Here is a 17,365-nt window from a genome sequence, read left to right as displayed (position 1 = left end):
GTAGGCGGCACGGTGTGGCGGGTCAGAATAAATCAGTACTCCCTCCATTGAAATGATGCTCATCCCTGTTAACACAAGATGAGCATCTTTCAATGGAGGCATTACATCGAAAACGTAAAGAGATGCCCCTGTTTGACGACCACACTGCTATTCTAATCAAAACGACATAATCCTTTTTACGATGAGCAAGAAACAACTACGACGCAGGGCCTACCTGCTGCACCGGTTACGAAAACAGGATATCCGATGCCTGACACGTTGCCGGACCATCTTCTACCCTTACGGGGAGGATCCTAAATCAGTACCGCATATCTGCAGCCTAATAAGCGAGTTCCATTTCCATGTCCAGTTTGAAATACCTGCCTGACATGAAACCGGGAGACATTGCAACATTGAAAGTGCCCTACAAGGGCTATCGCCGCATAGAGCTGGTGGAACAGCTCCAATACACCTGGCTGGCACGCATCTGTGAGAGCGGAAAGGAGATCGAAGTCCATGAGGACGAGTTTGAACCGGATTAAAAGAATGGAACAATGAAAGGAGAACAACAGGAAGAACGCGTACCGAACTTTATCGGCAATGCCGTCATTATCCTCACAGCCGCCCATCTGGGCTGCGAGGTGGAGATGCTCGCCACCGCACAGGAGGTGTGGCGGACGAAACGCCTGCCCGAGGCGATGCTGCCGGGCATGTACGAGAAGGCCGCACGCGAGGCCGTGTCGACTGTCCGGAAGAGAGGTCTGGCGGAACTGGCTGACCGTCTCGGAGAGATATTTTACAGGACGGGGGAATTTCCCCCGCCGGAAGAAGACAATACATAAAAAGGAGTAACAAATGAAAACAAGGACTTTTCAGGAAATATATGATTTCTGTCGTACGGACGATACCTATCGGAGCTATTTCGAAGCATCGGACGAGTCCTGCATCACCGGGGCAAAGGCAAGAAAGTACTATTACGGCGATATTCGCCGCGGCCAGTGCCGCGTGGGAACATTCATCTACTGCCAGTCGATGCGGCAGCTTGAAAGGTTCCTCGGGGGCGCAAAGCAGGACCACTACATCCATGTTGACCCGCCGGCCTGCCGGGAAGTGAGCCTCAAGGACGATATGTTCCCCGGCCAGACCGCCTATATCGTGGTACATGTCAGGAGGCAGGGTGTGCAGATTGAAATCGAACACCCGCTGCATGACGGATGGGTGCATTTCACGGCACGCTCCCACCGTCCCTTCACCAGGGAGGGAATCATAGCCGAGGCGAAGTCCTACATTGACAGCCACATCCTGCTGGCACCGGGAAGATACCGGGACTTGCAGCTGGAACATATGGTTTCCAAGGAACAGTTCCCCGCATGGTACAGGCAGTATAAAATGAGGCTGCACGACCGGGTGGAAGCCGAACATCGGGACATGGTGGACAGATACAGGCACAGGAACGACCTCACCTACGGGGAAGCCCGTGACATACTCGCGGCTTCGGGTATATTCTTCGACCTGAACAGCGACGAGTTCGAGCGGGACGAGATTACGGAACAATTTGTAAGACTTTGTAACAAGACATAATACCCAGGCAAATGAACCTATATAATCAAATCAAATATAACGGGTATCACATCAACATCTACAATGATGATGACGCCCGAAGCCCGCGTGAAGCGTATGACAATCTCGGTACGCTTTATACGGCACATCGTCGCTACCGCCCGGAGAAGGAGTTCGATGACCACTTCGATATCGACAAGGTTTTTGAAGGGCATATCGGAAATTTCCGGGAATCGTTCCTGAAAGAATATATCGCCCTGCCGGTCTACCTCTACGACCATGGCGGCACTACGGTATCCACCTCGCCGTTCAGCTGCCCGTGGGATTCCGGATTTTTCGGCATCATCGCGGTACCGTTGGACAAGGTGCGCCGGGAATACGGGTGGAAGAACATCACCGGGGAACGCAGGAAGCGGATCGAGGAATACCTGCAAGGTGAAATCAAAACCCTTGACGACTACTACACCGGAGAGGTCTTCGGATATTGCATAACACCGGAGGATGACGACTCCAACGAACTGGACAGCTGTTGGGGATTCTACGGAACGGACAGTCTGAAAGAGATGGAGGCCGAATGCAGGCACATCATCGACGGACTGGACAAGGCGGCATAGAATAAAAAAAATGATTGACATGGAAAAAAAACAGGATTACAAGGAGATCAAGGTACGCCTGCACCATATCGACCGGGGAAACTGCACGGAAGTGTGGGAGGTGCAGACGGAGGAAGGCAAGCCCGGGCGCTATCTGGGACGTGACGACGGTTATGGCCCGAAGGAGTGGTACACGTTATGCGACGCCCCCTACGGATATTGCGAGAGGGACTGCCATGTAAGGGCGGACCTCACCCTTGTCATATGTGACAAGGACTGGAACGAGGTGCTGCGCGACGGAATGGACAGGGAACGCTTTCCCGAAAGTTTCCCTTCGTTGGACGAGGCATGCGACGGGGCATGGGACAAGGTCGTGAAAGGGCTTCCGCATGTCACACGCAAGGGGTTCGGGCAGTGGATTACCAAACAGTCATTCCTCCCGCTCAGCCGGACCGAAGAGCTGAACTGGCGGGATTGCTACGATGAGGAAGAGGCAAGCGGGATACTCTCACGTTTTACATGGATCGGCGAAGAGTACGCCATATTCAAGGTCACCCGGCGGCACACCAGGTGCGATGCACGGTGGTACGAGTATTACGCGGGAAAGACAAACCGGCAGGAACATGAAAGTTACATCCGTTTTTTCGGATACGAGTTCCATGACCGACATATCAGCGACGTAATCGGAACACTCGGCAGGCGGTGTGACGACATCTTCCGTAGTGTGGTGGAAACCCGCACGGACCACTGCTACGGGCGCACGGTTTTCTATTTCATGGACGAGACCATCGGTTATGACCTGTCCCATGAGCAGGTCCGTGACGCCAGGGAATGCAGGTTACGCAAGGCACGGGAAGACTATGACGAGGCGCTCGCCTATTATCATTGGCTGGAAAAGAACGGGAACGATATCCCGTAGAACAAGAAAAACAGTCACAATAACTAAAAATACAAATCAAAAGTATAACTATAAAAAACATATATAATGATAACATCATACGGACTTGAATTCAACACGGTAAAAGAAATCAATCCTGAATGGAGCGATTATGACAAGACAATAGCGGAATGCCACCTGGCCAATACCGGTGTGGTCATCGTGGATACGGAGCACGGGCAACCGATAGACAACGAATACGACCTTGAAGAGATCTACCGCCTTCTCGAAAAGGAGAACAAAAAAGACGCCGCCAGGGTAATCCGCTCTCCTTTCCAGCTCCTTGACGAGCTGTGCCTGTTGGAACCCGGGAGCACCATCCACTGTACCTGTCTTCACGGGAAGAACATGGACAATCCCCTGACACTGAAGGAGAAGAACTGCCGCATCGGCGACTGTCCCACGTTCGTACTCGCACATAATGACGGGCGCACGGTCAGGGTTGACGGCGAGCAAATCATGGAAGGCAGCTGCCGTTTCGGTCTTCCCGGATGGAAAACCCCTCCCGCCGGGCAACTGCGGTATGTAAACAGGACATACCCTGACGGCATTCCGGTACGGCTGGAAGTATTTTCCTACGATTCTCCCGGAAACCTTTACGTGGGACTTCTCTCACCGGAGAATGACAACGGGACATCATGGGGACCCTTCACCGACGTGACGGTAAACATGCGCCCCCTTCCCCCGTATTATGCCTTCGTCAAGGAGTACAGCGAGAACGAGGGAATGGGCGAGTTCCTCACCCGGAACGGCATCGCCTGCCGCTCCCATGTCATACCCGATATCCATAGCGGATTCGTCACGATGCACGCCTACCTGTTCGACAGGGAACGGCTCGCGCTGCTCGCGCCGGACACTTTTCCCGATTACGAGAAAAGCCTTGTGGGAGAATGATACCGACTACCATGGAAGTGACGCAGGAAAATAAAGGCATCAGGGTACGCCTGAGCCATATCAGACACGGGGAGTGCATGGAAGTCTGGCAACTGCAGACACCCAAAGGCGAACCAGGGCGCTTACGTCTGCCGCGATACCTACGGTGAGAATTGCTGGTACTGGCTATGTGACGCCCCGTCCGGCTATTGCGAACGCGATTACGCGATCAATAACCACATCGCCATAACAGTGTGCGACCAAAGCTGGCGGGAAATCACGCGGGACGGCAATGACCGCAGACGTTACCCGAAAAGTTTCGCGACATTGGAAGACACCTGCACCGAAGAGTGGAGGAAGATTGCCGGCAACTATCCGGGCGTGACACGGAACGGTTTCAGGGAATGGATTCTCAAGCAATCGTTCCGCCCGCTCAACGGGACTGAAGAGGCCAACTGGCAATATTGCCGGCATGAAACGGTGGCAAGCGAGACTTTGGCACATTTTACATGGATCGGTGAGAAGTACGCCATCTGCCGGGTCACCCGGAAACATACCGAATGTGATGCCCGGTGGTACGAATATTACGCGAGGAAAGTACAGCGGATATATTACGGACACACCCATTTCTTCGGTTACGAGTACCATGACCGGCATATTAGCGACGTGCTCCGGACGTTCGGCAAACGGTGCGGGGACATCAGCAGCACCGTGGTGGAGACCCGCTACAGGGAGGACCACTCTGCCATATCCTACTTCATGGACGAGTTCATCGGTTACGACCTGTCCTATGAACAAGTCCGTGATGCCAAGGAATGCAGGTTGCGCAAGGCACGGGAAGACTACAACGGGGCGAACACCTACTATTACAAACTGAAAGAGAACGAGGTGAGTGTCCGAGGCATCGAGGCAATACTGCTTGCCATGAGAAAACAAATGCTAAAAGCGAAAAAACAATAAATATTGATATGGAAACAAGTAAAACTATTAAACCAGAAGAAAATGCCGAAGCATCCGAGATGCTCGGCTATATCATGGGGCAGCTGAAACACAACGGAGGTAAATGGGACCTGACCGATGATGCGGGCAAGCCCGTCATCTTTGATGCAGAAAAGAACGTGTATATTCCAGATATCATGCTTTCAAAAGACTGTACTCCGTGTGCGGTAATCCCGCTGGGATATTTCGAGGATGACACGATCCGTGCCATCGTGGAAATGATTTCCTTGTAATAATCCTCCAAATGAGATTCAAGGACAACGGACTGGCCAACCTTCACGACCGGAACCGTGAGGAAAGCGGTTTCTGCTGCATGCAACTGATCACATTCCTTACGGACAATGGAGTGAAAAGCTGGGATGAATGGCACCGGGCACATACCGACGCGGCCCGGGGCGAATGCAAATACCGGACACGATGCCCGGTTTACCGGCGCAGTAAAAACAAGACAGAATCAGACAAATAAATACTACAATGAATAAAATAAGGCCCGAACTGTTGGAGCGGATAAGAAAATCCAACGAGGAATATAAGAAGATTGAATCCCTGCTGACACCATTGGGATTCACGCTTTGCACGGGAGCGGTCTTTTACGGAGAACGCCCGTTCAGCATGTACTGCGGTAAAATGGAGGACTACCGGTCTTTCATCGACAATATTGACAGTATCAAGGAAAGGTACCGGAAACGGAAAAACGAGAGCCTGGGAATTTATGAAACAACAAGTCAAAAGCAACATCCGCAGAATCAAAGCGATACTGTACTGCATAAGAAAAAGAAAGACATATGATACTCAACATCGTTAAGAACGGAACAGAAAACACCCGCATAGCGGAAGCGGTCAGGGAGGTATTCCCCGATTCGGAAGTGAAAGTAAAAGAGGATTATGGCATGTCCGTGGACATAGAGATAAGCTCCCAAGAAGGGCTGCACAGCCTGGAAGGACTCAAAGAGCTGGAGGGCTGTTTCAAGGACTATGACATAAGAATATGGTGACCGCCACGCAACGGGCGGCAGACCGGAAATTGTTCAACTACAGATAAAAACAAGCAACATGAAACAAGAGAATCCCACAGTACCGGAAACAGACAGAATTTTTCCGGAAGATGATGACGCGCTTTACCGCGAAATGACAGCGCACATGCCCGGTTGTTATTTCCCGACTTCGCTAAGCGAGGATGGCATCCACGAATTTGCCGGGGAGGAATTTCGCCGCGTCAGGAATATTGTCTGCCGGCACTATAACTTCTACGAGGACAAATATATCCAAGAAAACGCCGGCGTATCCCCTTTCGATTCCGTCCAAGACAACTTCGAGCAGGAAGTGTACAGGCGTATCCGTAAGGATTATGTGCAACTCAGTGTCATCTCCATCAGAGAGTCACTTTTGGGGAAAATTCGCCGTGCCGTGGAAAAAGAGAACAATATTATCGGCACGTTTTACCGTAACTGTGGCGTACATTACCGGGAGGCGGAATCAGCGGAGTATGAAACCTCCCCGATAGTGGTGGTCCACAATTCCGCTTTTTACGGATACGGCGGTTATGAAAGTGCGACCGTTTATGAACTTTTCATCGACGGGAACGGCAAACTGCTCTGCACGCTCAACGGCGAAGCCGGCGAGGATTTCGATGAGCCCATCGGACAGGTACAGACCGAGGGGCTGCTTGAGATTGCCCACTGGCTGGAAGAACACGGGTTCATCTCCGCTGATGTCAATGACGACGGGATTGTCGTATGCGAGGAGTGCGGTTCAGACAATATACAGACCCAGGCATGGGTGGATCCGAATGCCCGTACATTCATCGGTACCACGGGTATAGACCGCTATGATAACTGGTGTGAATGCGAGGACCATCAGTCCTTCATTACGCTCAGGGAATTCAAGGAGCGCATGCAGGAATGGTGGGACTCGTTGGACGAAAATCAAATGGAACAGATCACGGGTTACCGTCAGGGCAAGCGTCCGGCCGGAGACAACCATCAGGGGTTTGCCGAAACCTGCAATGAATGGTGGGAAAACAAGGGCTATGACGAGAAACGTAAAATCTGGAAAGAACATAACGACTGCTGACTATGATTTACAATCTTCTTAAAAGCATACAGAACCTGTTGGCTTCCAAGCCGTCCGGGACAAAGGAGGAACAGGAAATCCTGAGCCTGGTCAGCCAGGCGCTTCCTGCAATGCTCAATGGGCGTGATACGGAAACACTTGCCGCCAATGAGCTGCTGGTACGGATATGCCCCGACACCAAACGGCCGGTCCTCGTATGCCATAACGGCAACGGGCAGTGCCTGTGCCTGCATAACGAGACGACGGAAGAGGATGCCGTCGACGTGGACTTATGGCTGCGTTCCAATGGCAGGGAGTGTAACGGCTACAACAAGTTGCAGGAGGCTGTCGTGGACCTTGCCTACAATGCCGAGATCGTCCGGTGGGCGGAAGAATTCGAGACTGGACATGCGGGCACTGATTGGGATGCGGAGGACTACTTCCTTGCCATCGACAGGTTTTACAGGGAAAAGACAAAACAAATGAATCCGGTTACAATACCGGCGAACTGAAAAAATGGCAACCGAATGGACAAGGAAACTGCAGAAGAAATCATCCGGGAAAACCGTTATCCGTCCGGATATGACATACAAGACTATCTGTCTGACAATGAGGATACGGTGCTTTCTCTGGAGGACGGAACGGAGCTGCTTGATGACTTCGACCTCTGGAAAGAACGTTCCGACCTCGAACTTGAAAAAATCATGGACCGGAACTACTGGTCCTCGACCGGTGGATATTAGATTAAAAACAGGAATATAATTATGGTAAGAGAACTTTATCAACGGCTCAGGGAATATTTCAACAACTTACCCGAACCGACAGAAGAGGAAAGACAATTTATCCGGGAGCTGAACGCCGGGTATTTCCCCATCACGTCCGTCCACCGCGATGACCTGGAAGGACAAGGTTTCGATGTGGAAAAGATCAGCGACGACGACATGCAGAATCTGGCGGAAAAGATGGCGGACGATTACCACGAACAGCTGTTCTGCCCCAGTATGGAAGTCATTGCCGGAGAAATTCTGAGTTTCCCGAAAGTAAAAACAAAAGACATTATCTGTCCGAAATGCAATTCGGAAAATATCCGTTATGATATTCACGAAAGTCGGTTCCACTGCGGCGAGTGTTCCCTGGCATGGGATGACAAGTTGTATGTGCTCGTGGAATTTCCCGAGGAAAGTGCTCCTTTCGAGGAGCAAGGAACCGGTTACCCGGCATGGGAAAGCGGGGACAACGGAGCGCTTTACGTGCCCGAGGAAGACTATATACGCCATACCGGCAAATCGCCCGAGCGGGACAAGTGTTACCGTGCCGTGTGCTGGCCGGACTCCCAGAAATACATGGGAACGAAAGGTTGTGAACCCATACAGGATGAAAACGGGATGCGGGATTTCGGCACATCGGCATACTGGGTGCCGCTGCTTCTGACGGAAGAAGCGGCAGAGCGACGAATGGACAAGAAAAAGGCACCGGTATGCCCCGAATGTGGGGGCACAGATATTGACATTCTGAGTGACGAGGGCGTGGCCGTATGCAATGACTGCCGCCTTGAATGGCCTTACGCGGAGGATTGAGAATGGAAACGGTAGATGTTTATACGGAACGAGGCGACCTGGTCACCTGTTCCGATTGCGGCAAGGTGATGCTCCTGCCGTATGGAGCGGATAAATGTCCCGCCTGCAAGAAAGAAGGTTGCCTGGCATGGACGGACGAAAGCTTGCGGGAAGCCGACATCGACTCCCTGCTCGAGAGGCACTGTAACCTGCACCAGAAGAGCGAACTGCAACCGGAGGAGTATCTTTCACTTTCCATACTGGTGACCGAGTATATTCCGTATCTGGCCGATAAACCGCAGACAGCGCGTGAAACCCTGTTCCTGCTCCTTGAAACCGGCTCTCTTTTCGAGAAATACTGGCGGGATACAAGATGCTTCCAATCCGAAAATATCTACACGCCCGCCATCAAGACACTGCTTGACAAGCTGGACGTGAAACTGCGAGAGGGCGACACGATTCCGGTAGAATACCAGGATTGCCACTCCCTGGAGGACTTCTTCAGGGTCGTTGCCGGCGAGCGTCCGGCAAAGGAAGAGGTATCGTTTTCTTCAGATAAGGAGGGAAACTATTATTTCAACGGACGCAAGGTCAAGGTGGAGAATTCTGACGAGTACGCCTACCGCCTGCTGAAAACCAAAATACAGACGAGCTACCGGCGTCCGGTAGATTTTTACTTCCGCTTCCTTGCCCGTTTCGGACCATACGGAACTTATGGCAACGTGTATTACCCGAGTATCACGGACCTGATATGCAGGCGTTACCTGCCTGAAACTACAAAATGAATTCCGGAAAGGCGATGGACAACGGTTTATCGCCTTTCTTATTGTATAACTTTTTAACACCAATCATTATGGCAACAGCATTAGCAACAACGGCTGCCCCCGTGCAGTTCGATTTCCAGAACAACAACGTCGAGGTGATGACGCTCGACACGCTCCGGCGCACACACAAGGAAAATGACATCTATGGCAACCCGCTCAAGGGAATCTACCATTACGAGGTGATAGAGCGCATGGCGGGCATCTGCCAGAAACACAACCTGAATTACGAGGTGGAGGAAATCTTCGCCGCCCAGAACAAGAACAAGGCACAGCCCGGCGTGGTCGTCCTGCCCCAGGTGGAACAAAAGTACGGGGCGATGGCCGTCGAGGCGCATATCCTGCGCCGCGTTTATACGACCATCCGCATCAAGGAATGGGAAACGGACGAGCTGACCACGACGCTTGTCATCGCCTTCCATCAGGACGGCATCCAGGCGGCCATCGGCCCGTGCGTCAGGGTGTGCCACAACCAGTGCATCCTCTCCCCCGAACGCAGCGTGTCTAACTACGGGAAAGACAAAGTCTCCACCGAAGAGCTTTTCGGTCGTGTAGACGAGTGGCTCTCGAACTTCGAGGTACAGATGAACGAGGACAGGGAACGCATCCGCCGCCTGAAAGCGAAAGTGATTACCCCGGTGGAGATGTACGCCTACATCGGATTGCTGACAGCATTGCGCGTATCGCATGACAGTTCCGACAAGCGTCTTTCGTCCAAGGTGGAGACCTATCCCCTGAACCAGTCCCAGATTTCCATCTTCACCGAGGACCTGCTCAAACTCGCCGAAGAGAAGAAGACGCTCACGGCGTGGGATATCTATAACGTGGCAACCGAAATCTACAAGCCCGGACGTACGGACATCCCGGCCATGATTCCCCAGAACGGGGCGCTGGCCGAGCTGATGCTCTCGGAAGGGTTGCCGGAATCTTAAAAGGCTGCCACGTGACAAGAATCAAGGGACAACTGACGACAGCCGACTACCTGCCCATAGCGGAATATAACAGGCTGGTCCGCGGGCTTGAGAAGGACGGCGAGTACCTGTGGGAGACCTACTGCTGGCTGTCGTTCTGCACGGCATGCAGGGCCTCCGACGTGAGGAGCCTGCGCTGGAAAGACATCTTAGGAAAAAGCACCATGACCCGCATCGAGCAGAAAACAAAGAAAAACCGCCTGATCAAGTTCAACAGGGACGTGCAGGAGAAGAACCGTTTCCTGTACGAGATGCTCGGACAACCCGCCCCCGAACAGTACATCTTTCTCAGCCCGCGTACCGGGAAACCTTACTCGCTGGAATACATCAACAGGCTGCTCAAGGTATTCAGGGTAAGGTACAGGCTGCCGATCAGGGCATTCTCCACACATACCTTCCGCAAGACTTTCGGGCGCTATGTCTACGAGCTGATGGGACGCTCGGCCGAGGGCCTGATCCTGCTCAACCTGATATTCCGCCATTCCAACCTGGAAACCACCCGGCGCTACATCGGGCTGGCGCAGGAGGACATCGACAAAGTGTTCGATTCCATACGTCTATGAGAATATTTTCAACGATGCCCGGAAACCGGACAAGAGGTTGCCGGGCTACACTTTATATGGTAACACATCAAAATCAAAATGGCAAACAATGGATAAACCGATATATATAGACACCTATTTCCGTATCGAATCCGGTTACGAATGGGGACGCGGAATGTCAAAGGAAAAGACAGGGGCATTCTTCGCCGAAATCAGGAGACTGTTCTCGCAAAACGGTTTCACAATCGAGGAGTGCAAGTACGGTGGTTGTCCGGATGTCGTGCTGGACAAGACACGGCTCTACTGCCACCCGCAAGAACTATCCGGTCCCGTAAGGAAAGATTTAATCGAACACATCGAGAAGATTTTAACGCAAGGAACGACTTTCCAGTACCTGCGCACCGACACTTACGGCGAGATTCTCGACCTGACGGAGGAGGAAGAACTCGCGTATTACCACGAGACTCATGACATGACTATCGGGGGTGTCTTTTTCGACGCCTTCCGCACCAAGCGCCGCAACCTATACAAGAGCCGGGAGCAGGTGCTGGAAATACTCGTCGAAAAGCTGCGTGTCAAGACACTCCGTGTGAAGTCCGTTTATTCGAACACCTCCCCGGCATACCGATATATCAGGGAAACGTACGGAAAAATGGTGTCCGAAGGACGGCTCGTCGAGGGATGTAAACAAACCGCTTCCGGAAAACTGCCGCTCTGCCGCACGGCAACCGGCAGGGAACTGAAAATGAAAAGACGGGAAGACGACAGGACGGAATGACACGCGGTTCCGGACCGGACATGGCCGGATACCAGTCCGAAGACTTCTGTAAATCATAATTTTCAAGCCGGACTGTCAATCGAAAGAAGGACGACCCGGCTATACTTCAACAACAAGAGATAACACTATTATGAGCATACAAATCGGAAAACTGTTGCCGGACGGCAGTGTCCGGCACATCAAGGCGCTCCATGAGACGCTTTCAAAAGACCTTGTGAGGAAACTCCGGGTGTTCTATCCCAATGACAGACGGGTAGATGCCCTGCTGTCGCTGGGCGACATACAAAAACTGGGACCGTCACCCTATGGAAAATGGACAGGAACCGGCGATACCGTCCACTGTTTTTCAAAGATCCGTGACGGACGGGAAACACCGCGGCAATCCGCATCACGCATCGCGGACAACGCAGACATTTTCGGCCGCATGGAGGACACGTGCCTCCTGTTCGATAACGGCAGATGGCATGTCATGGACAAGGGAGAACACTGTGAACTGCCGCTCTTCGTCGAAGATACGCCCTCCCATGACAGCATGAAACCGATCACGGTGTATGTGAACAACCATGTCCGACTCGAAAAGATAAATACACCGCAGCACTGGCAGGGACTTGAGGAACTCGCCGAACGGGAATCCAGGATACTCTATGTCTACCGGGGGTGCCGCCTTGTGAGAATCGTCCGTTCGTCCAACCTTAAAAAGAAATTGTATGCGGCACAATAACATCATATCGGCCATAGAATGGCTGCCGGAACACCTGTTCACGGAAGAGATCGTGGAAGCAGCCGTCGAAAGCAAGGAAATAGAGGTGCTGAGCCATATTCCGGGACGTTTCCTCACACCCGGACGTATAGAACGAATCATCGCGGGCAGCACGGAGAGCTGGCACAGCTTCGAGCTGCGCAATATTCCGGAGGCGTACCGTTCGGGAGCTGTCTGTGACTACGCCACGCGCAAAAAACCGAAGAATATCACGGCCGTTCCCGAAGCAATGGTTACCCGAGAAATGGCAGAAGCGGTCATCCGAAACGGACGCGGGGATTTCGACATTCTCGCCTTCATACCTGAACGCCTTTGGGATGTGCAACTGGCATACCTGGCCTTGCGCAGCTATATTTACGACCCGTATTACACGGACAGCAGGACAGACGCCGTCATGAAAACGGGGCTTATCCTCGGATATGTCCCCGTTGAGGTAAAGACTCAAGAGTTCTATTACGGGATGCTCGACGGGGTGAAAATATTGAGCACGGTTACCGATGCCGTCGTGCCGTCCCGTTTCAAGACTGCGGCATACTACCGCAAGATGGCGGAACATGACCTCTCGCTTGTTCCCGCCCGGTTCTATTCCTATGAGATTCTCCATGCGGCTGTCTGTTCGACCGAAGGGAAAAACTTCATCACAGCCCCCCAGTTTTTCAAGCCGTTATCGGTATATCTGGACGACATGCTGGCGGACCGGCTGATGGAGAAACACCCTTACATGTTCGGGGAGCTTCCGAAGCGGTTCAAGACACCGGAAAGACTGGTCATTGCCATCGATAACAGCAAACGGGAGACGAACTGCTATATCGACGGGGAAACTGAACAATCCCTGCTCACGGTGGAAGTGTGCAAGGCATTCATCCGAAGAAACGGCAACTGCCCCGAATTTCCTGAAAATGTATGGACGCGGGGATTTGTCGACTACTGCATGGAGCACGGGACGTATTTCCGCTGGTTCCGCCAGATGCCCAAAAAGTTCCAGACCTCCGCGAACACGCAAGCGGCGTATGATTACGGCCATTACCATATCTGTGACTTTGCCAAACGGTTCATCACCCCGCAAATGGCGAAGGAGTGCTACCGGGAGCGCAGTTATGCACATGCCATCCCCGGACATTTCCTCACGGAGTTCTGCCGACAGACCGGATTGCCCGAGAAGTTCTACGGCGGGGGAACCACGATGCTGTCGCTGAAAAACAGCCGTGACGACTATACTTACTGCAAAGTCGGCAATACCTGTCTGGCCTTTTACCTGAAAGAACAATACGAGCCGTCCTCGGCACATCTGATGATGACGCGGTCGGATTCAAAATACTGCACGCCGGAGAAGGTGTTCGACGTGCCTGTCGGAACCTTCCACCGCACGTGGCTGGAAAAGATCGTGTCGGAAAACGACCCCCGCTTTGTCAAACCCCGTGTGGACAAAGCGTTGAAAGCCGTACAGGCGGTCTGCTATTACGGCGTCGAGAAGTTGAAGGACCTGAACCGTACGGAAATCTTCCGCAACACCTTCATGGGCGAGACCATCGGTTACTGCGCCCGCCGCGGGAACCTGACCTACCACAGCGACAACTGCGGGACCCTTATCGAGGGCTTGAAGTTCAAGATCCGGGGAATGGCTGTCCCCGTAACCCTGGCGGAAGACATGACTCCTTATACGGCCGACATGCTGCACCGGAAGTTCGGCTTCTGCTATATCGGAATGACGGCATTCGCCACGGACTACGGTCTGGACATGGAGAAGGCATACACCTTTGCACAGATGCGCCAGATCGTAAGGAAGAAAGGGCACAAGCCGTCATTGAGAAACTACAAACGTGAACTGAAACAAATAAACATCATACAATGAAAAAATACCGGATAGCTATCGAAGAGACGCTCCGTAAGGTCGTGGAGATCGAGGCGGAAACGCCCGGTCTGGCCGTCTGCAGGGCGGAAGACGAATACAATGAAGAGAAACACGTGCTGTCAGCCGACAATTTCGCAGGAGCTGACATCGCGCTCTCGACTGATGACATCACGGTCATGGAGACTCTGGAAGACGTGGATTTCATCGGATACGTGCAACGCCGTTTCGAGGAATGCCGGGAGTCCATATCCGTCGAAGACAAAGTCCGGCTGGCATTCGGAAGTTTCGACAACGCCCTGTATAAGTTCGGCGAATACCGTAAGGAGGCGGCCCGGAACCGCCCGCAGGTCTACCTGCTGTACCGGAGCGATGGCTGGCACAACCGTTCTTCCATGGAGCTCATAGCCCCGTTCTCCTCCCTCGAAAACATGATGGAGTACCTGCGGCGTAAGAAGAAGGAATTCCGCCTGACGGAAAGTGATCTGGAAGAGTTCAAGAACAACCGGCAGACGCAGGGGCGCGACGAAAACTACCTGTACGAGTCGGATTATCTGGATGTGCTACCGGAACAGGAACCCGAACTGCCGCCGAAAGATGACGCTTTCTATGACAAGGTTTTCACCTGCGGGCAATCCGAGCTGTCACGCAGGGAGTTGGAATCTCTGCCGGAGCCGTTCGATACCTACCATGTTACGGACGAAGAGATGGAACAGATTGTGTACGAAACGGAAATGGAGACACGGGACCGGCTGCGGCTCGGCACAAGAAAGCCCATAGATTTTGACAATGACCGCCATAGTGAAATCTGGTGGGAAGAAATGGAAAAAGCAGTGGTAAGGCACGGCGTACCGTACTACGAGGACGAATAACGAAAATAGAACCTGTTCATCACATGCCATAATGATGACGGGCCGTCGCGGCTACGGCCGCGGCGGTTTTTTTTTTCAAAACGAGGTGAGTATTCCACCCCTTATACAAAACGATTACCTACTCTTAAAAAAACGGATTTATGAAACAGACAAGACAGGATTTCTTCACGGCGAACGGGGAAGGAATCAAAATCATGACATTTACGGAGTTCGCCCGGCATATCCTGCGTATGGAATGCGGGGAAAGTCTGGGACTGTATGCCGTTGTGAACCGGCAGACACGGGAATGCTCCCGGCCGCTCTCTGTCAGAAAGGAACAATGGAACGGTACGCCCTTTTACCTGCTCGGCGGGCACGGGCAGGAAGTCCGTACCATCAATTTTGCGGGTCGTCCGAAAGAGGAGTTTGAAACGACCTGCCATGATGCCTTAGACAGCTACGATGCCGTGGAAAGTATCGGGGCGGTCGTGTCAAGACTGCGTGAATTATCTCCTGAAGAACTGCATAAGCGGATTGCGGAAGAGATGAAGACCGGCTGTAAATACCTGTTGGTCTACCGCAGCGAGGAGGAGATGACGACCGCACTCGACGGCAAGATATACGCTATCAGCGATACGGACGGCAAATTCCTTTGCGACCTGTATCAGCCGGATTATCTCCATCTGGAAAACGGGGGCGATATTGTGGACACCGCATCCATTCCGGACATGCACTTCCATTCCGATTGGGCAATCGCCAACCCCACGGTACGCGACAAGGTGCTCTCCTCCCGGATGGTGATTATATATACCCACGAAACGGTAACGCTATGATAGAGATTGGCAACAGGATAGAAACGCCGGAAGGTGTGTTCTATGAACTGGAATACGGAGGGGAAGGAAACATCTACAAGAACGAGGATGCCTTTCTCAACCGCCCCGATGAAGTGTGCTATATACCCGAATACGCGGCAGAAGACCATGAGGGGTGGCGTGTGCCGGAGAGCAGTGACGGCTGTTTCACGCATAACTCACTGCTCGCCCTCTGCAAGGGTAATGCAGAGGTGTGCCAGGATCTGTTTTACAGCCTTGAATGGACGTACCCGACCACCTTGCTGGAAGAATGGGACTCGAACGGCTATTTCGATGAGATCGAGGGCTGGTATGACAGTAACGATTAAATGGAACGGCATATCATGGACAGGAAATACAAAACAATAGTTATGGAAGACCTGGAAGGACATAGGGACTGGCAGATGCTGGCTCCCGTCACAAGTCCGGCACCATCATTCCGCACCGGGGATTTCGTAAGCCTGACGGACGAGGTGGTCGGTTCGATACGCCGAAGTTTTGGAGACGGACCGGCGGATTACCGCAAAGAAATGCTGTTTGAAGTCATATGCTTACGGCCGAGTAGCGAGAATCCGACCGTAGGGGTGCGGGATATACACGAGGACGACGTCCAGGAGTTCAACGCCGTTTCCCTCCGTCCCCTGACCGCCGAAGACCTGTTGGGAATTTTCTCAACAGTATAAGTTCACTAATAATAGAAATGAATGGCATATTATACCTTTGAGATTTTTAAATATAAGTGGATAACCGACAAGGACGGAGATACTTATAGAGATTATATAGATGAGATGCCACACTTTATTGTAGAAGCGGAAAATTATATCGAAGCGACTTTTAAGGCACAAAAGAAATACCCGTCGGATAAATACACGCATATGCTTATAGATACGGACGTGGAAAAATGGCCTGCCGATATATCAATGTTTTAGTTTAAATACGAACAAAAAGGAGATAAAGTATGGAATCAGAAGTATTAAAAACAGGAATGAATTTAATCATGGAGAAACAGATTATTCCCAATCCTATTTGTCCGAATGGTTGCATCTATCGATTAATACACAACAAAAGAATTAAGAATGAAAATACAAACTACAAAAATCACATTACCGCCGATTGGCCTTGACACACAAATTCAAGATGCAATCGAAGGCGAAAATGAAGAAACTAAGTTGGCCGTTCAGGACAAGAAAGAAAAGGTAAAAACCAATCTCAACAGGATAGTAAGTATTAATAACTCTCCGGTACGTGAGTGTTGGATAAAAGAGGGAAATCTCCACTATTATATGGCTAATGGTAAGGGTGTTGAATATTACTTCCCTATAAAGTACGCTTCGATTGAAATTGACATTGACTCAGAACCAACGATAACTTGTTTGTGACAAGAAACTCTCAA

At 51.8% G+C, this 17,365-nt stretch carries 29 protein-coding genes; all 29 read left to right on the top strand.

The features are described from left to right. Positions 1 to 181: 181 nt before the first annotated feature. Complete coding sequence (locus KTR07_RS03080) at positions 182 to 367, top strand: hypothetical protein (RefSeq protein ID WP_217315070.1); 186 nt, start codon at positions 182 to 184, stop codon at positions 365 to 367. Continuing rightward, the gene (locus KTR07_RS03075; RefSeq protein ID WP_231945905.1) at positions 342 to 521 is read left to right on the top strand and encodes a hypothetical protein; all 180 of its coding nucleotides are present in this window, start codon (positions 342 to 344) and stop codon (positions 519 to 521) included. Before KTR07_RS03080 ends, KTR07_RS03075 begins: the two co-directional genes overlap by 26 nt. A 12-nt stretch (positions 522 to 533) precedes the next feature. Continuing rightward, positions 534 to 821, top strand: coding sequence for a hypothetical protein (locus tag KTR07_RS03070; protein WP_217315067.1), 288 nt, complete (start codon positions 534 to 536; stop codon positions 819 to 821). Positions 822 to 1,134: 313 nt separating this feature from the next. Continuing rightward, positions 1,135 to 1,560, top strand: coding sequence for a hypothetical protein (locus KTR07_RS28350; protein ID WP_234133455.1), 426 nt, complete (start codon positions 1,135 to 1,137; stop codon positions 1,558 to 1,560). Positions 1,561 to 1,571: 11 nt separating this feature from the next. Further along, complete coding sequence (locus tag KTR07_RS03060; protein ID WP_217315065.1) at positions 1,572 to 2,153, top strand: hypothetical protein; 582 nt, start codon at positions 1,572 to 1,574, stop codon at positions 2,151 to 2,153. A gap of 19 nt (positions 2,154 to 2,172) precedes the next feature. Beyond that, positions 2,173 to 3,051, top strand: a complete 879-nt coding sequence (locus KTR07_RS03055) for a hypothetical protein (protein ID WP_217315064.1) — start codon at positions 2,173 to 2,175, stop codon at positions 3,049 to 3,051. 66 nt (positions 3,052 to 3,117) lie between these two features. Next, a complete protein-coding gene (locus KTR07_RS03050; protein ID WP_217315063.1) occupies positions 3,118 to 3,963 on the top strand; it encodes a DUF4313 domain-containing protein in 846 nt (281 codons plus the stop codon). Beyond that, positions 3,960 to 4,112, top strand: a complete 153-nt coding sequence (locus KTR07_RS28345) for a hypothetical protein (RefSeq protein ID WP_254306527.1) — start codon at positions 3,960 to 3,962, stop codon at positions 4,110 to 4,112. Before KTR07_RS03050 ends, KTR07_RS28345 begins: the two co-directional genes overlap by 4 nt. 82 nt (positions 4,113 to 4,194) lie before the next feature. Further along, the gene (locus tag KTR07_RS03045) at positions 4,195 to 4,902 is read left to right on the top strand and encodes a hypothetical protein (protein WP_234097324.1); all 708 of its coding nucleotides are present in this window, start codon (positions 4,195 to 4,197) and stop codon (positions 4,900 to 4,902) included. 8 nt (positions 4,903 to 4,910) lie between these two features. After that, entirely contained in the window at positions 4,911 to 5,174 is a 264-nt protein-coding gene (locus tag KTR07_RS03040) for a hypothetical protein (RefSeq protein ID WP_057279718.1), read from the top strand. An 11-nt stretch (positions 5,175 to 5,185) separates the two neighbouring features. Next, complete coding sequence (locus KTR07_RS03035; protein WP_057279717.1) at positions 5,186 to 5,407, top strand: hypothetical protein; 222 nt, start codon at positions 5,186 to 5,188, stop codon at positions 5,405 to 5,407. 8 nt (positions 5,408 to 5,415) lie between these two features. Next, on the top strand, positions 5,416 to 5,730 hold the full coding sequence (locus KTR07_RS03030) for a hypothetical protein (RefSeq protein ID WP_217315062.1): 315 nt from the start codon (positions 5,416 to 5,418) through the stop codon (positions 5,728 to 5,730). Next, positions 5,727 to 5,936, top strand: a complete 210-nt coding sequence (locus KTR07_RS03025; RefSeq protein WP_217315060.1) for a hypothetical protein — start codon at positions 5,727 to 5,729, stop codon at positions 5,934 to 5,936. Before KTR07_RS03030 ends, KTR07_RS03025 begins: the two co-directional genes overlap by 4 nt. A gap of 58 nt (positions 5,937 to 5,994) precedes the next feature. Next, a complete protein-coding gene (locus KTR07_RS03020) occupies positions 5,995 to 7,014 on the top strand; it encodes a hypothetical protein (protein WP_217315058.1) in 1,020 nt (339 codons plus the stop codon). Positions 7,015 to 7,016: 2 nt separating this feature from the next. Then, positions 7,017 to 7,505 carry a hypothetical protein gene (locus KTR07_RS03015; protein ID WP_217315056.1) on the top strand — a complete coding sequence of 163 codons (489 nt, stop codon included), beginning with the start codon at positions 7,017 to 7,019 and terminating at the stop codon, positions 7,503 to 7,505. A 15-nt stretch (positions 7,506 to 7,520) separates the two neighbouring features. Next, on the top strand, positions 7,521 to 7,736 hold the full coding sequence (locus KTR07_RS03010; RefSeq protein WP_196045882.1) for a hypothetical protein: 216 nt from the start codon (positions 7,521 to 7,523) through the stop codon (positions 7,734 to 7,736). A 21-nt stretch (positions 7,737 to 7,757) separates the two neighbouring features. Further along, positions 7,758 to 8,570 carry a hypothetical protein gene (locus tag KTR07_RS03005; RefSeq protein ID WP_217315054.1) on the top strand — a complete coding sequence of 271 codons (813 nt, stop codon included), beginning with the start codon at positions 7,758 to 7,760 and terminating at the stop codon, positions 8,568 to 8,570. Next, positions 8,549 to 9,334, top strand: coding sequence for a hypothetical protein (locus tag KTR07_RS03000; protein ID WP_217315052.1), 786 nt, complete (start codon positions 8,549 to 8,551; stop codon positions 9,332 to 9,334). The genes KTR07_RS03005 and KTR07_RS03000 overlap by 22 nt, the downstream gene beginning before the upstream one ends. Positions 9,335 to 9,402: 68 nt before the next feature. Then, positions 9,403 to 10,302 (top strand): DUF932 domain-containing protein, encoded by a 900-nt coding sequence (locus tag KTR07_RS02995; RefSeq protein ID WP_217315050.1) that lies wholly within the window; start codon positions 9,403 to 9,405, stop codon positions 10,300 to 10,302. Between the two features lie 11 nt (positions 10,303 to 10,313). Beyond that, positions 10,314 to 10,904 (top strand): tyrosine-type recombinase/integrase, encoded by a 591-nt coding sequence (locus tag KTR07_RS02990; protein WP_217315048.1) that lies wholly within the window; start codon positions 10,314 to 10,316, stop codon positions 10,902 to 10,904. Between the two features lie 88 nt (positions 10,905 to 10,992). Beyond that, positions 10,993 to 11,661: a hypothetical protein gene (locus tag KTR07_RS02985; RefSeq protein ID WP_217315046.1), complete on the top strand. Its 669-nt coding sequence runs from the start codon at positions 10,993 to 10,995 to the stop codon at positions 11,659 to 11,661. A 130-nt stretch (positions 11,662 to 11,791) separates the two neighbouring features. Then, on the top strand, positions 11,792 to 12,382 hold the full coding sequence (locus tag KTR07_RS02980; protein WP_032534407.1) for a hypothetical protein: 591 nt from the start codon (positions 11,792 to 11,794) through the stop codon (positions 12,380 to 12,382). Beyond that, positions 12,369 to 14,273 carry a hypothetical protein gene (locus KTR07_RS02975; RefSeq protein ID WP_217315044.1) on the top strand — a complete coding sequence of 635 codons (1,905 nt, stop codon included), beginning with the start codon at positions 12,369 to 12,371 and terminating at the stop codon, positions 14,271 to 14,273. Before KTR07_RS02980 ends, KTR07_RS02975 begins: the two co-directional genes overlap by 14 nt. Beyond that, complete coding sequence (locus tag KTR07_RS02970; protein WP_217315042.1) at positions 14,270 to 15,142, top strand: DpnD/PcfM family protein; 873 nt, start codon at positions 14,270 to 14,272, stop codon at positions 15,140 to 15,142. Before KTR07_RS02975 ends, KTR07_RS02970 begins: the two co-directional genes overlap by 4 nt. 140 nt (positions 15,143 to 15,282) lie before the next feature. Further along, complete coding sequence (locus KTR07_RS02965; protein WP_121972037.1) at positions 15,283 to 15,954, top strand: tyrosine protein kinase; 672 nt, start codon at positions 15,283 to 15,285, stop codon at positions 15,952 to 15,954. After that, positions 15,951 to 16,301, top strand: a complete 351-nt coding sequence (locus KTR07_RS02960) for a thrombopoietin receptor (RefSeq protein ID WP_121972036.1) — start codon at positions 15,951 to 15,953, stop codon at positions 16,299 to 16,301. The genes KTR07_RS02965 and KTR07_RS02960 overlap by 4 nt, the downstream gene beginning before the upstream one ends. Next, positions 16,302 to 16,655: a hypothetical protein gene (locus KTR07_RS02955; RefSeq protein ID WP_217315040.1), complete on the top strand. Its 354-nt coding sequence runs from the start codon at positions 16,302 to 16,304 to the stop codon at positions 16,653 to 16,655. A gap of 21 nt (positions 16,656 to 16,676) precedes the next feature. Continuing rightward, a complete protein-coding gene (locus tag KTR07_RS02950; RefSeq protein ID WP_121972035.1) occupies positions 16,677 to 16,901 on the top strand; it encodes a sulfate transporter in 225 nt (74 codons plus the stop codon). Between the two features lie 147 nt (positions 16,902 to 17,048). Continuing rightward, on the top strand, positions 17,049 to 17,351 hold the full coding sequence (locus KTR07_RS02945) for a hypothetical protein (protein WP_217315038.1): 303 nt from the start codon (positions 17,049 to 17,051) through the stop codon (positions 17,349 to 17,351). Positions 17,352 to 17,365: the final 14 nt, after the last annotated feature.

The organism is Bacteroides sp. MSK.20.82 (assembly GCF_019052485.1).
GTDB classification, from domain to species: domain Bacteria; phylum Bacteroidota; class Bacteroidia; order Bacteroidales; family Bacteroidaceae; genus Bacteroides; species Bacteroides thetaiotaomicron.
This window is presented reverse-complemented; position numbering and strand designations above follow the sequence as displayed.